The following is a 13,381-nucleotide window of genomic DNA, read 5'->3' on the forward strand; positions in this document are numbered from 1 at the left end:
CGCGCAACCTGATCGAACGCTGCTTCAACAAGCTCAAGCACTTCAGACGCATAGCCACTCGATACGACCGGCGTGCCCTATGCTTCCTCAGTTTCGTCCAACTCGCTTGCGCAATGCTATGGATGCGGTGAATGTCGATTCAGCCTAGTCCTGTTTCGACGCGCCCGCATTGAACTTGCGCCGGGCGTTTTCCAGATGCTCGCGCATTGCTCGTCCCGCCGCTTCCGGGTCGTGACGCTCGATCGCCTCGAACACCGCCTGGTGGCCGGCGAAACTCCGGCGGTTCTCGACCTCTGTGTTGGCCATGTGGATGCGCTGGTTGATCAGCCATTCCACCAGCGCCTCATGCGCGGCGAGGAAGATCGGATTGCCGGGGATCTCGGTCAGCACGCGGTGGAAGGCGACGTCGGTTACGGCGAAGGCGCGGGCGCGGGGAATGGCGCGCTCGTTCTCGGCAAGTGCGGCAGCGAGTGCCGCAATCTGCGCTGATGTCGCCACCTCGGCGGCATGGCGCGCGATCGAGACTTCGAGGAACAGGCGCAACTGCTCGAAATGGCCGATGCCGTCGGGCTGGTCCATCAACAGATGCGCCGTTCCGGTCAGCTGCTCCAGCATGCTGCGCGGCGTCGGCCGCGTCACCTTCGGCTTCTCGCCGCTGTTGATGCGCACCAGCCCCATCTTCTCCAGCGCGAACAGCGCCTCGCGCACCGAGGGGCGGCCGACGTCGAACATCGTCATCAGTTCGCGCTCGGACGGCAGCGATCCGCCGACCGGATAGACCTCGTCGCGGATCATCTCCTCCAGGCGCAGGCGAACCTCGTCCGACAATTTTTTTCGTACCGGCATATTGTGCATGGTCTACCTTTTAAGCTAGTATACCAGTCGTCGCAAGTGAGGACTTGCGCGACCGAAGGGTTGGAGGGCCGCTGCTGGCTGATGGCGCGGCGGCCGGCGCGACAGGCGAGGCTGGCGCGGGAGCAAGCCCGGAGCAGGGGCATGCCCCCGATTTCGGCCGCCGGAAAACAACGGGAGGAGAATTCCATGAGACGATTGTTGATGAGCCTTGTGCCGGCTTTGGCCATGATGTTTGCCGCCGGTGCCGCCAAGGCGGATGGCGGCACGTTCCGTTCGGCCATGCGCACCGGCTGCATCGAGATGGGCACGCTGCACACCACTTGCGGCCACCGGCTCGACGAGACGGTGCTGCAGGGCCTCGTCCACATCAAATGGACCGGCGACGACGTGCAGCCGATCCTGGCCGAAAGCTGGAAGACGCCCGACGGCGGCAAGACCTACATCTTCAACCTGCGCCAGGGCGTCAAATGGCATGACGGCACGGCCTTCACCGCCAAGGACGTGATGTTCAGCCTCAACCTCTACGCCAACCCCAAGGTCGGCTCGCCTTGGTCGCAGAAGCTTGGCGCGGTGGCCGGATACAGGGCGTTTCAGGATGGCTCGGCCTCCTCGCTTGCAGGGGTGAAAGCACTTGACGATATGACCGTCCAGGTCGAGCTCGACAGCGCCAAGCCGCTCTGGGTCCAGTTGCAGCTTATCGCCATCAGCATCTTTCCCGAACACATTCTGGGCAAGGTCGCTCCGCAGGACATCAAGGGCAATGCCTTCTGGGTCAACCGCGTCGGCACCGGCCCGTTCATCTGGAAGAAATACGAGAGCGACCAGTATGTCGAGGTCGACCGCAATCCCGACTATTTCCTCGGCGCGCCCAAGCTCGACCGCATCATCTACCAGATCTACAAGGACGTGCCGCCGATCATCGCCGCGCTGGAGACGAAAGAGGTCGACGCCATGTCCTATGAGGGCGGCGGCGTGCCGATCTCCGAACTCACCCGGCTGCAGAAGCTCGACTATCTGACGGTGTTGCCGAAATTCTCCGCCGGCCTGCCGACCTATCTGCAGTTCAACCTGGCCGACAAGCGCTTCGCCGATGCCAAGGTGCGTCAGGCGATGCTCTACGCGATCGACCGCAAGGCGATCATCGAGACGGTCAAGCAGGGCGCCGGCGAATTGTCGAACACGCTGTTCCCGCAGGACTGGGCGCGCGCCAAGGACCTCGAGCCCTATGACTACAATCCCGACAAGGCCAAGCAACTGCTTGCCGAAGCGGGCTGGGACGGCAGCCAGCCGGTCGATTTCATCTACTATTATTCCGACCAGATGAACGTCGACACCGTCACCGCCATCCAGAGCTATCTGGCCGCCGTCGGCGTCAACATCCAGCCGCGCCTGCTCGATCCGGCAGCCATCAACCAGGTCTATGCCGACGGCACTTTCCAGATGGGCTTCTTCGCCAACGGCATGGGGCTCGATCCCTCGCTCGGCTCGCCGCTGGTCGTCTGCGGCGCCAAGCCGCTGGGCTTCGGCTACTGCAACCCGAAGCTCGACGAGCTGTTCAACCAGGGGCTGGAGTCGGCGGATCGTGAGGTGCGCGCCGAGGCGTACCAGGAAGCCTCGCGCATCCTCAACAAGGAATTGCCCAAGGCCTGGCTGTGGAACGAGGTGCGGCCGCTCGCCTTCAACAACCGCATCGTCGGCCTTGCCCAACACTTCAAGGAACAGCCGCTCGTGATCTTCAACCACGCCGTCTACAACGAAGTCGAGAAGTGGGAAGTGGCCAAGTAGATCGCCGCCAAAACACCCTCGACTGCATGGGGCTCCGGCCCAGCGGAGCCCCATGATTCCCCGCTTTCAACACTCGCGCTTGGCATAGGAGAGGCCGGTGCTCAGCTATCTCTTGCGCAAGCTCCTGCTCGGCGTGCCGGTGCTGTTCGGGGTCACGATCATCGTCTTTGCCATCGCCCACGCCATGCCGGGCGATGCGGTGCTGGCGATGATCACCGCCGAGGCGCCGTCGAGCGAGGAGCTGATCGCCATGCGGCGCGGCGAGCTCGGCCTCGACCAGCCGCTCTACATCCAGTACCTCAACTGGATCGGCCAGATCCTGCACCGCAATCTCGGACGCTCCTTCGTCAATGGCCGCAGCGTCGCCGCGATCATCGGCGAACGGCTGCCGATGACGCTGGAGCTGATGGGCGTGGCGCTGCTTGCCGCCTTCGTCATCGGCACCACGCTCGGCGTCATCTCGGCGCTCCGGCAATACAGGCTGACCGACTATGCGCTGACGTTGGGCGGCTTCGTCGGCGTCTCGATCCCGGACTTCTTCATGGGCCTGCTCTTGGTCTATGTCTTTGCGCTGGAATTGCGCTGGCTGCCCTCATCGGGCATCTCGACCGCGGGCGACAGCTTTTCGCTGGCCGACAATCTCAGGCACCTGATCTTGCCGGCGGCAGCACTTGCTCTGTTCCGCGCCGCGATCTTCATGCGCTATGCGCGTGCCGGCATGCTCGAAGTGCTGAACCAGAGCTATATGCGCACCGCCAGGGCCAAGGGGCTCAAGCCCAGCACTATCGTGCTGCGCCACGGCCTGCGCAACGCGCTGATCCCGCTGGTCACCGTCTTTGGCCTGGCGTTGCCGACTTTGTTCGGCGGCTCGGTGGTGATCGAGACCATCTTCCAGTGGCCGGGCATCGGCCTGATGTTCATCGACGCGGTGGTCAACCGCGACAGCCCGGTGATCATGGGCTACGTGCTGATCACCGCCATCATCGTCATGCTGGCCAACCTTGCGACCGATCTCGCCTACAGCGTGCTCGACCCGAGGGTGAGCTATGACTGACGCCGCCATCGACGCCGGCATTGCGGCAGGCGCCTCGCGTGGCCTGTGGGGCGAGGCGGCGCGCCGCTTCCTGCACCACCGGCTGGCAACGGTCGGGCTGGTGGTGCTCACCATCATCGTGCTCGCCTGCATATTCGCGCCGCTGATCGCCCATTACGGGCCGAACGACATCGACCTCAGGGGTCGCAACCAGCCGCCGGGCGGCGTCCATTGGCTCGGCACCGACGGCACCGGGCGCGATATCTTCGCCCGCATCCTCTATGGCGGCCGCATCTCGCTGTCGGTGGGCTTTATCGCCGTGGCGATCTCGGCTGCCATAGGCATCTTCGTCGGCGCCGTCGCCGGCTATTTCGGCGGCAAGGTCGACCTCTTCCTGATGGGCCTGATCGACATGGTGCTGACCTTTCCGCGCCTGGTCATCATCATCGCCTTCGTCGCCGTGGTCGGTCCCAGCATCGTCAACACCATGCTGGTGATCGGCCTTCTCAGCTGGCCCTCCATCGCCCGGCTGACACGCGGCGAGATCCTTTCGCTGCGCAACCAGGAATTCATCCTCGCCGCGCGCTCACTCGGCACCTCGCCATCGGTCATCATTCTCGAGCACATATTGCCCAATGTGCTGAGCCCGATCCTGGTGGCGATAACCCTCGACGTCGCGACCGTCATCCTGCTCGAGGCATCGCTGTCCTTCCTTGGCCTCGGCGCCCAGGCGCCGGCCGCCAGCTGGGGCAACATGCTGCGCGACGCCCGCACTTTGTCGATCCTGGAGAGCCAGCCCTGGATGTGGATCCCGCCCGGCGCCATGATCGCCATTGCCGTGCTCAGCATCAACTTCGTCGGCGACGGCCTGCGCGATGCGCTCGACCCGCAGCATATCATCGGCGGAGGCGGCAAATGATGCACGCCAATACGCTTGCGCGTGACAAGGTGGAAGCGGCCCGGCAGGGGCCATTGCTCGACGTGCAAGGGCTGAGCGTCGCCTTCGGTCCCGAAGGCCGCGCGGTCTATGCCGTCAACGACGTCTCGTTCCAGCTCGCCGAGGGCGAGTCGCTGGCGATCGTCGGCGAGAGCGGCTCCGGCAAGTCGGTCACCGTGCAGACGCTGATGGGCCTGATCCGCAAGCCGCCGGGCCGGGTGACATCAGGCCGCGCGCTGTTTCGCGGCAGCGACCTGCTCGCCATGCCGGACAGCGAGCTGCGCCAAATCCGCGGCCGCGACATCGCAATGATCTTCCAGGATCCGATGTCGTCGCTGAACCCGGTGCTGACCATAGGCCTGCAACTGACCGAGGCGCTGCGTGAGCACCAACGCCTCAGCGAAAAACAAGCCGAGCACCAGGCGCTCGACATGCTGGACCTCGTCGGCATCGCCAATGCGGCGCAGCGCATGCAGGCCTTTCCACACCAGTTCTCAGGCGGGCAATTGCAGCGCATCGGCATTGCCATGGCGCTGGTCTGCAAGCCCTCGATCCTGATCGCCGACGAGCCGACGACGGCGCTCGACGTCACCATCCAGGCGCAGATCGTCGAGCTGGTCGCCCGCCTGCAGAAAGAGCTCGGCATGGCGATCATCTGGATCAGTCACGACCTCAGCCTCGTCGCCGGCTTCGTCGAGCGCGTGGCGGTGATGTATGCCGGCAGTCTCGTCGAGACCGCACCGGTGGAGCGGCTGTTCGCAGCACCCACCCATCCCTATACGATCGGCCTGCTCAACTCGATCCCGTCGCTGACGGCGGCAAACACCAGGCTGGTGCCGATCAAGGGCGCGCCGCCCAACGTCACGTTGGCGCCGACCTTCTGCGCCTTCGCGCCGCGCTGCGATCATGCCGTCGCCCGCTGCCGCGAGGCAAAGCCGGTGCTGGAGCCGGTCGTATCAGGCCACGCCGCCGCCTGCTGGCGCTGGCGCGAGTTGCAAGGTTTTCCGCGCGCCCCGGAATCAGTCATGGCGACCGCACGGGCATCCGGCGCCGCGCCAAATGAGCCGCTGCTCACCGTCGCCGGCCTGAAGGTGCATTTCCCGATCCGCCGCGGCGTGCTCCGCCGTCAGGTCGGCGCGGTGCGCGCCGTCGACGGCGTCAGCTTTGAGGTGCTGCGCGGCGAGACGCTGGCACTGGTCGGCGAAAGCGGCTGCGGCAAGTCGACGACCGGCCGCGCCGTGCTTGGCCTCGAACGTCCGAGCGAAGGTGAGATCCTGTTCGAGGGCCGGGACTATGCCGATGCAACGTCCGAGCGGCTGAAAGAGCGCCGGCGCGACATGCAGATGGTGTTCCAGAATCCGTTCGGTTCGCTCAATCCGCGCATGACCGTCGGCCGCATCATCGGTGAGGGCTTGCGCGCCCAGAAGATCGGCACCCGCGCCTCGCGCGAGGCGCGCGTTAGCGACCTGCTGGCGCTGGTGGGTTTGCGCGAGGCGTTGCGCGACCGCTATCCGTTCGAGCTCTCCGGCGGCCAGCGCCAGCGCGTCGGCATCGCCCGCGCGCTCGCCGGGAGCCCGAAATTCATCATCGCCGACGAACCGATCTCGGCGCTCGATGTCTCCATCCAGGCGCAGATCGTCAACCTGCTCGACGATCTGAAGGCGCGGCTTGGCTTGACCTATCTGTTCATCGGCCACGATCTGTCGATGATCCGCTATCTCAGCGACCGCGTCGCGGTGATGTATCTCGGCCGCATCGTCGAGACCGGCACCACGGCTTCGGTATTCGGCACGCCGCTGCATCCCTATACGCGGGCACTTTTGTCGGCGATCCCGGTGCCCGATCCGAAGGCCGGCGGCCCGCGCCGGCGGATCGTGCTTGGCGGTAGCGTGCCCGATCCGTCGAAGCCGCCTTCCGGCTGCCATTTCCATCCGCGCTGCCCGAAGGCGACCGAGATCTGCGCCAAGGTGGCACCCGAGCCGCGCGACTTCGGCGCATCCATCTCCGGCCAGCACCTTGTCACCTGCCACCATGCCGGGGAGGCCTAGGCGATGCCTCTGAACCGCAGCCAGCTGCCGGAAAAGGTTACACTGAAACAAGACGATAGAGCCGGAACCGGAATCACTGGACCAGGCTCCGATATCTCCTGCAAAATCCTGAAAGCACCGAGGATCCCAGAATGAAGAGAGAATTGGCGGGCATGTATGCCGCCTTGATGACCGGCCTCAGCGACGCGGGCGAGTTCGATCCGCAGCGCCAGCGCAACATCAACGACTATGTGCTGCGCCAGGGGCTGGCCGGGCTCTATGTCGGCGGCAGCAGCGGCGAGTCCGGCCTGCTGACGGTCGACGAACTGCTGGCCCAGCAGGAACTGGTCGCCGAGAACGCCAAGCCAAGTGGCACAACGCTGATCGCCCATGTCGGCATGCCCAATCTGCGCGATTCCGTTCGCCTGGCGCGGCAGGCCGAGAAGCTGGGCTACCACGCGCTGTCGGCGCTGCCGCCGCATTCCTACCCGTTCTCCGACGAGGAAGTGTTTGGCTACTACCAGGCCTTGGCCGGTGCCACCGGCCTGCCGCTGATCGTCTACGAGATCCCCTTGCGCACCGGCCGGCCGCTGCCGCTGGCGCTCTTGGTGCGGCTGCTCGATCTCGCCAATGTCGTCGGTATCAAATACACCTCCACCGATCTGTTCAAATATTCGCTGCTGCGCAAGCGGCAGCCGCGAAAGCTGTTCTATTACGGTTTTGACGAGATCTATGCTGCCGCCGGAATGCTCGGCACTGAGGGCGGCATCGGCACTACCTACAATCTGCTGGGGCGGCTCTACGTCGCGGTGGACCAGGCGGTGCGCGCCGGCGACCTTGTCCGTACCCGCGCCTTGCAGATGGTATCGCAGGACTTTGTCGAGGCGCTGATGGAAACCGGCGTGCTGCCCGGCATGAAGGCGGCCTTCCGCGTCATCGGCGTCGACTGCGGCCCCACCCGCGCGCCGATGACGCCTGCGGTCGCCGACGCCGAAGGGCGCATGCGTGAGGTCCTGGCCCGCCCGGCGATCCGGGAATGGCTGGCCTGAGGCAAGCGCCGTTGACGCTCAGGCTGGTGCGTAACGCAGCAGCGTCACGCCTTGGGAAAGGCTTTCCGTGCGAAGCGGCGTCAGCTTAAGCGACAGGCCGGCGTGGAAGTACGGCTTGCCGCCGCCGAGCACGACCGGATGCATGTAGAGCCGGTACTCGTCGATGAGGCTCGATCGTGCCAGATGCGCGGCAAGTTCGGCGCCGCCGACGACGATCTGGCCATCCGTCTCCGCCTTGAGATCCCTGGCCACGGTCTCGGCGTCACCGCTCGCCAGCCGGGCGTTCGGGCCAACGTCCCGCAGCGTCGTCGAAAACACGATCTTCGGCGTTTCTCGCCAGGCGCGGGCAAAATCCCGCTCGACTTCGGCGCCGGTCTCGCGGTCCGGGCTGTCCCAGAAGCGCATCGCCTCATACAGCCGCCGTCCGCAGAGCATGATCGAGGTCTGTCTCATCTCGTCGTTGAAATGCTGGTGCAATTCCTCTTCGGGCACCGGCAAGTCGATGTTTCCGTCCGGCCCGGCAATGTAGCCGTCCAGCGACATCAGCATGGAATAGATGATCCTTCCCATTGGGGTCTCCTTGTTCACCAAGGATACAAAACAGATTGCATTTTGCAATCGGTTTTCACGTGACGGGTAAAAATCACCCGACGCGGCGCAGCGCCGAAAGGAACAGCAAAAGCAGCGCCAGCGCATTGAGGCAGGCGGCGGCCGCATGCGAATATTCCCACTGCCGCCGCAGCATCTCCCAATTGTCGGGCAGCATGGTCCAGTTGTGGGTCGCCCGGTTGACTGGGAACGTAAACGTCCCGAAAGCGAACTGCGTGGCGCCGATGGCGATGAAGGCGAGGGCGACGAGGCCGAAGGCGCCGCCCGAACGGTAGAGCAGCACCGCAAGTGCTGCGGTCGAGAGAAGCGCTCCCAGCACGACGATACCGAACAGGCTCCAGCCGTCATAGGCGCGCTGGGCGGCAAGGTAGCTGGTGCCGTCGAGCCTAAGCTTGTTGAACATCGCAAAGACATGCGCGCCGGCCGGCACGAAGGCCAGCGCCGCGAAGATGAAGCTCACCACCCTCAGACATAGACCGCCATGCCGATCTTCCTTTCGAGGAGACAGCTAGCGCGGCAGGCAGGCTTGGGAAGGAGACGAGGCGGCTGGCGGAACTGCCGGAGAAGGGAACCTGTCGGTCGCCCCTGCCGTTGTGCCGTAAGCAGGGAGGTGCGTTATGAACAAGTTCGGCAAGGACAACATTCCGCGAGACGATCAGACCATCGACCCGGACAACGTGCTGGACGTCGAGGCGCTGGCGCTGCGAACCGGCATCACCGGCGATCAAGCGCAGGCGCTGGTCGACCGCATCGGCAATGACCGCGCCGCATTGGAACAGGCGGCGCGAGAGCTGAAGCAGCAGGAAAGTGAAAAACCGTGACGGCCAACCGCAAATCCGTACGCAAGTCAAAGACCGAAAGCGTGGAGCGGAAGGCAATGCGCCTGGCCGAGACCACCGATGTCTCGCCCAAGCAGGCCAGGGATTTGACGCGCGAGCACGGCAAGGACAGCGAAAAGGTCGACAAGGAAGCGAGGAATTTCAAGGCTGAAGGCTGAGCCTTCGACGCCTCGGTTCAGAAGCCGAAGAACTGCTTGCCGACCATGTAGCCGAGCGCCACCACCGCCAGCGGGAACAGCGCCGGCGCTACCTTGCCGAGGGGCGACGGCCTGGTCTCGTTCGCTGGACTGTTGGGCTTGGCGTTGTTGAGGTTCTTGGTCATTGGCTCGTGGTCGACGGATCAAGCATATTAGCTTGTCCTCAATAGCTTAATTTTTGGCAAACAGGATCTGGCAAACGAGTGGCTGGTCGGCCGTTTGTCCTGCCGCCAGGCCTTCCGCCTGACACCGCGAATGGTCGCGCAAACAACTCGTTGCCGCGCGCATCAGAACGCGCCGGCAAGGGCATCACACCCAATATTTCATTAGTGAAATCTAATATGATCGATTCAAATGGCTGTTCCGCGCGCCCGCTCGTGCCGGGGTTTCTTGACTTGATCAGCAAAAACGGGCAGCAAGGCAACTGAGGGAGAGCATTTTTACCATAGCGAAGACTGTGGAGGGCTCTTTTATCGTATCGACCGCCGTGCAATCGGCGACCGATGGAGGGATTGGTTAACCAACTTTGTCCATCTTTTGATTCAATCGGCAACAGACGCAGGAAGGTGCAGGGGGCACCAGGCGAACTGTAATCGAGACGGATGCCAGGTCCATAAGCCGGCACGCCGATTGAGAGTGGTTGTATGGCGTTTGTGCGTTTGAAAGACCGGGGCGACAATCCTGATCGTGGATTGACTTCGAAGAAGCCCGGCTTGCGCTGGGTCGCGGTTCCCGCCGTCGGCGCGGTGATCGCTCTGTGGTCGGTGGCGACCATGGCCGGCCTCGATTCCGTCGGCACCTCCCTCACCGCCGCTTCCAACGGACTGCCGCAAAGCCTGCTTGCGCCCAGAACCGTTGCGCTTGCCGACCCGCGCCGGACGCTCGCCTGGGCGCCTCAGCTTTCCGCCGGCGGCCGGTCGGCTTCGCTGCTCGGCCAGTGCGATGCCGGCTGCCTGCGCGCGGCTTCCAGCTTCGGCCATGACGGCAAGATGGCGCGGCTGCAGCCGGCGGCAAAACCGGATAGGATCGCGCCGAAGACACCGAATGCGGTAGCGCTTGCCGCTCTGCCCGGCGACCGCTTCGACGGTGTGGTGGCGAGGGCAAAACTGTCGCCGCAAAAGCTCGCTGCCGCCTTTGCCCGCGCGCAAAACAGGCCCTTCATGCTGGCGAGCCTGCCATCCGATGCCCGCTTCGCCGAGCCCGTTGTTCGCCTGCCCGACCAGAACGGCCCGGCTTCAGTGCGCTTCGGGCCGCAAGTGGCTGAGATAGAACGCTCGTCGCGCCTGGCCCTTGCGCTGGCCAATGCCATGCCGGAGGCCGCCGATATGTTGTCGCCGCCGCCGTCCGTTGCGCTGGCAGCGCCTGACACGCAGCAGGCCGAGGTTCAGGTAGCCTCGCTGCCGCCACAGGACGAGATGCCGGACGCAATTCCGTTGCCGACTGGCCGGCCGCAGGCGGAGATCGACCAACCGGCCCAATCTCCCAAGATCGAGTCCCCCAGGGCCCGTGCCTCCAAGACAGAGACCGAGGCGCCAAAGGCTCAAGTCCCAAAGGCGCAGGCTACAAAGCCCACCAGGACCCAGTCGGCCAAGGCCGCGGATGTGCCGACGGCCGAGGCACCCCGCGCGCCGGCCATGTCGCCACGCAGCGCCGAGCACGGGGTCCTGCCGGGCGTGCAAGCCAACCAGGTCGTGCAAGCCAGCCAGGGCAAGCCGGCCAAGCCAGCCAAGCGGTCGAAGGCTCAGGACGGCGAAATGCTGGCCTATGCCAAGCCCGACATGCCCGAGCGCGGCGCAGGCGGCGTGTTCGGCAATTTGTTCACCAGCCGGCCCAGCATGGGCAATGGCGTTGCCGTCTACGACATCTCGGCGGCGACGGTCTACATGCCCGATGGCTCGAAGCTCGAGGCGCATTCGGGGAAGGGCGCCATGGTCGACCAACCGCGCTTCTCCAACCGCAAGAATTCCGGCCCGACGCCGCCCGACACCTACAATCTGTCGCTGCGCGAATCGCGCTTCCACGGCGTCGAGGCCATCCGGCTGACGCCGACCAGCGGCAGGAACAAATATAACCGCAACGGCCTGCTCGCCCATACCTATCTGCTGCGCAACGCCCCAGCCCAATCCAGCGGCTGCGTGGCCTTCAAGGACTATGGCCGCTTCCTCGCTGCCTTCAAGAAGGGCAAGATCAAGCGCCTTGTCGTGGTGCCGCGCATGTCCAAGCCCTTGACGCAGGTCGCCCAGGAAGGCCGCCAAGGCTAGGTCCGACTTGAATCGCAACGGAGCCCGGACTGCGGTCTAAACACTCACTGCGTCATTTCCGCCAGCGCCCGCTGCAGCGGCGCCGGTGAGATTTGGATCGGCCCCGAAAACGGCAGGTCCATATCCAGGATCAGATAGAGTGCCGAGGCGACAAGTGCTGCCGACACGATGAAGGTGCCGACGACGGTGGCGTTGCGCGGCGCCCGGAAGCCGAAACTCGCGAAGATCAGCGTCAGCCACGCGACGAGCAGCGCGATCAGCGGTGCGGGGATCGCGCCTTCCGATTGTTCGACAAGCACCCAGCGTTGCTCGATTACCTTCTGCAGCTGCTGGGTCGCATTTTGCAGCAGGGCCGCATGCCTGGCCTCCGGCGGCGTCAGTGCCGCCAGCATGTCGCCGACCTGGTTGAGCAGCAACTCGGACAGCCGGTTGGCGACGGCCGGGGTCTGCTGGCTGGGGGAGGTGGCATCGACAACCCGCTGCGCGTAGGCGGCGAGCGACTGGCGTGCCGGGTCCGTCTCGGGTCCGTATTGCCTGAGCGAACGGTCGAGCAGGATCAAGTCCGTTGCGAAGACGTGGACGTTGTGGTCGATGGATTCGAACGTGTTCTTGGCCGAGTTGATCATCAGGCCGAGCACCAGCGAAGACATCACCACGAACAGGTTCGCGGCATGCCACACGACGGCGCTCGTGTCGTCCTGGCGATGGTGGCTCGGAAATCTCTCATAGATCATCAGGCTGGTCAGCGAAGCGCCGGCCAGACAGATGAAGATCCCCAATCCAATCAGGCCCTCCCTCATGACTGATATTGTGCACGACATTGGGCAAATGTCGCGCTGAATCATTTTGGCAGGACTGGCGGCTACGGCATTGCGCGGAAAGCGCTTTCAATGCCAGCCGAAGGCACTATGTATGACCGGGGCGGCTCCGGCTTCACACCATCAAGAGGATATCATGACAATACGCGCTGTCGTCTGGGGCGAGAATATCCATGAGCGCACCAATGAGGTCGTCGCCTCGATCTATCCCGAAGGCATGCACGCCACCATCGCCAAGGCGTTGAACACGGACACTGGCATTTCCGCCTCGACCGCGACGCTGGAGCAGCCGGAGCACGGCCTGCCGGCCGCGCTCCTGGCCGAGACCGACGTGCTGGTCTGGTGGGGCCACAAGGATCATGGCGCCGTCGCCGACGAGGTGGTCGAGCGCGTGGCGCGCCGGGTCTTCGAGGGCATGGGGCTGATCATTCTGCATTCCGGCCATTTCTCGAAGATTTTCAAACGGCTGATGGGCACGCCCTGCACGTTGAAATGGCGCGAGGCCGGCGAGCGGGAACGGCTCTGGGTGACCAGCCCGAGCCACCCGATCGCCGAGGGCGTCGGCGAATATTTCGAGCTCGAGAACGAGGAGATGTATGGCGAGCAGTTCGCCGTGCCGGAGCCGCTGGAGACGGTGTTCATCTCATGGTTCCAGGGTGGCGAGGTGTTCCGCTCGGGGCTGACCTACAGGCGCGGCGCCGGCAGCATCTTCTATTTCCGGCCGGGCCATGAGACCTATCCGACCTATCACGATGCCACCGTGCAGAAGGTGCTGCGCAACGCCGTGACATGGGCGCACAACCCGCAAGGTGCGAAGCCGGCCATCCTCGATGCGCCGAACGTGCCGGTCGACAAGGCGCTGGAGCCTATCGTCGAGCGCGGCGGAAAACTCCACGCCGCCGGCGAAGCCGGCTTTCGCTAGCCTATGAAGCTTCGGTTTTGGCAAACATCGGACAAGACAGAACCCGTCA

At 64.5% G+C, this 13,381-nt stretch carries 14 protein-coding genes and 1 pseudogene; 10 read left to right on the forward strand and 5 right to left on the reverse strand.

Annotated features, from left to right (window positions below; all coding sequences use genetic code 11):
- Positions 1 to 131: pseudogene (locus tag AC04SI_RS27300) on the forward strand (IS5/IS1182 family transposase); the annotation flags it as partial.
- Between the two features lie 13 nt (positions 132 to 144).
- Here AC04SI_RS27300 and nanR read toward each other — a convergent pair.
- Complete coding sequence (nanR, locus tag AC04SI_RS27305; RefSeq protein WP_404282708.1) at positions 145 to 855, reverse strand: transcriptional regulator NanR; 711 nt, start codon at positions 853 to 855, stop codon at positions 145 to 147.
- 186 nt (positions 856 to 1,041) lie between these two features.
- Between nanR and AC04SI_RS27310 the strand changes: the two genes are divergently transcribed.
- The 5 genes from AC04SI_RS27310 to AC04SI_RS27330 all read left to right on the forward strand — a co-directional run bounded on the left by AC04SI_RS27310 (position 1,042) and on the right by AC04SI_RS27330 (position 7,686).
- Positions 1,042 to 2,640 (forward strand): ABC transporter substrate-binding protein, encoded by a 1,599-nt coding sequence (locus tag AC04SI_RS27310; protein ID WP_488475241.1) that lies wholly within the window; start codon positions 1,042 to 1,044, stop codon positions 2,638 to 2,640.
- Positions 2,641 to 2,737: 97 nt separating this feature from the next.
- Positions 2,738 to 3,694 (forward strand): ABC transporter permease, encoded by a 957-nt coding sequence (locus AC04SI_RS27315; RefSeq protein WP_404282710.1) that lies wholly within the window; start codon positions 2,738 to 2,740, stop codon positions 3,692 to 3,694.
- Positions 3,687 to 4,592 (forward strand): oligopeptide ABC transporter permease, encoded by a 906-nt coding sequence (opp4C, locus tag AC04SI_RS27320; RefSeq protein ID WP_404282711.1) that lies wholly within the window; start codon positions 3,687 to 3,689, stop codon positions 4,590 to 4,592. The genes AC04SI_RS27315 and opp4C overlap by 8 nt, the downstream gene beginning before the upstream one ends.
- Positions 4,589 to 6,658, forward strand: a complete 2,070-nt coding sequence (locus tag AC04SI_RS27325) for an ABC transporter ATP-binding protein (protein WP_488475242.1) — start codon at positions 4,589 to 4,591, stop codon at positions 6,656 to 6,658. Before opp4C ends, AC04SI_RS27325 begins: the two co-directional genes overlap by 4 nt.
- Positions 6,659 to 6,789: 131 nt before the next feature.
- A complete protein-coding gene (locus AC04SI_RS27330) occupies positions 6,790 to 7,686 on the forward strand; it encodes a dihydrodipicolinate synthase family protein (protein WP_404282713.1) in 897 nt (298 codons plus the stop codon).
- Positions 7,687 to 7,704: 18 nt separating this feature from the next.
- On the opposite strand, the gene AC04SI_RS27335 is transcribed toward AC04SI_RS27330, so the two are convergent.
- Positions 7,705 to 8,256 (reverse strand): dihydrofolate reductase family protein, encoded by a 552-nt coding sequence (locus tag AC04SI_RS27335; RefSeq protein ID WP_488475243.1) that lies wholly within the window; start codon positions 8,254 to 8,256, stop codon positions 7,705 to 7,707.
- 73 nt (positions 8,257 to 8,329) lie between these two features.
- On the reverse strand, positions 8,330 to 8,755 hold the full coding sequence (locus AC04SI_RS27340) for a hypothetical protein (RefSeq protein ID WP_488475244.1): 426 nt from the start codon (positions 8,753 to 8,755) through the stop codon (positions 8,330 to 8,332).
- A gap of 157 nt (positions 8,756 to 8,912) precedes the next feature.
- Between AC04SI_RS27340 and AC04SI_RS27345 the strand changes: the two genes are divergently transcribed.
- Positions 8,913 to 9,116: a DUF3606 domain-containing protein gene (locus tag AC04SI_RS27345; RefSeq protein WP_006201503.1), complete on the forward strand. Its 204-nt coding sequence runs from the start codon at positions 8,913 to 8,915 to the stop codon at positions 9,114 to 9,116.
- Positions 9,113 to 9,292 carry a hypothetical protein gene (locus AC04SI_RS27350; protein WP_404282716.1) on the forward strand — a complete coding sequence of 60 codons (180 nt, stop codon included), beginning with the start codon at positions 9,113 to 9,115 and terminating at the stop codon, positions 9,290 to 9,292. The genes AC04SI_RS27345 and AC04SI_RS27350 overlap by 4 nt, the downstream gene beginning before the upstream one ends.
- Positions 9,293 to 9,309: 17 nt before the next feature.
- On the opposite strand, the gene AC04SI_RS27355 is transcribed toward AC04SI_RS27350, so the two are convergent.
- Positions 9,310 to 9,456, reverse strand: a complete 147-nt coding sequence (locus AC04SI_RS27355) for a hypothetical protein (protein ID WP_006201500.1) — start codon at positions 9,454 to 9,456, stop codon at positions 9,310 to 9,312.
- A gap of 519 nt (positions 9,457 to 9,975) precedes the next feature.
- Between AC04SI_RS27355 and AC04SI_RS27360 the strand changes: the two genes are divergently transcribed.
- The gene (locus AC04SI_RS27360) at positions 9,976 to 11,592 is read left to right on the forward strand and encodes a DUF2778 domain-containing protein (RefSeq protein ID WP_404282717.1); all 1,617 of its coding nucleotides are present in this window, start codon (positions 9,976 to 9,978) and stop codon (positions 11,590 to 11,592) included.
- 44 nt (positions 11,593 to 11,636) lie between these two features.
- Here AC04SI_RS27360 and AC04SI_RS27365 read toward each other — a convergent pair whose 3' ends face one another.
- Positions 11,637 to 12,392: a bestrophin-like domain gene (locus AC04SI_RS27365; protein WP_404282718.1), complete on the reverse strand. Its 756-nt coding sequence runs from the start codon at positions 12,390 to 12,392 to the stop codon at positions 11,637 to 11,639.
- A 154-nt stretch (positions 12,393 to 12,546) separates the two neighbouring features.
- On the opposite strand from AC04SI_RS27365, the gene AC04SI_RS27370 reads away from it, so the two are divergent.
- Entirely contained in the window at positions 12,547 to 13,332 is a 786-nt protein-coding gene (locus AC04SI_RS27370; protein WP_404282719.1) for a ThuA domain-containing protein, read from the forward strand.
- Positions 13,333 to 13,381 lie beyond the last annotated feature (49 nt).

This window comes from Mesorhizobium sp. CNPSo 4689 (genome assembly GCF_057784325.1).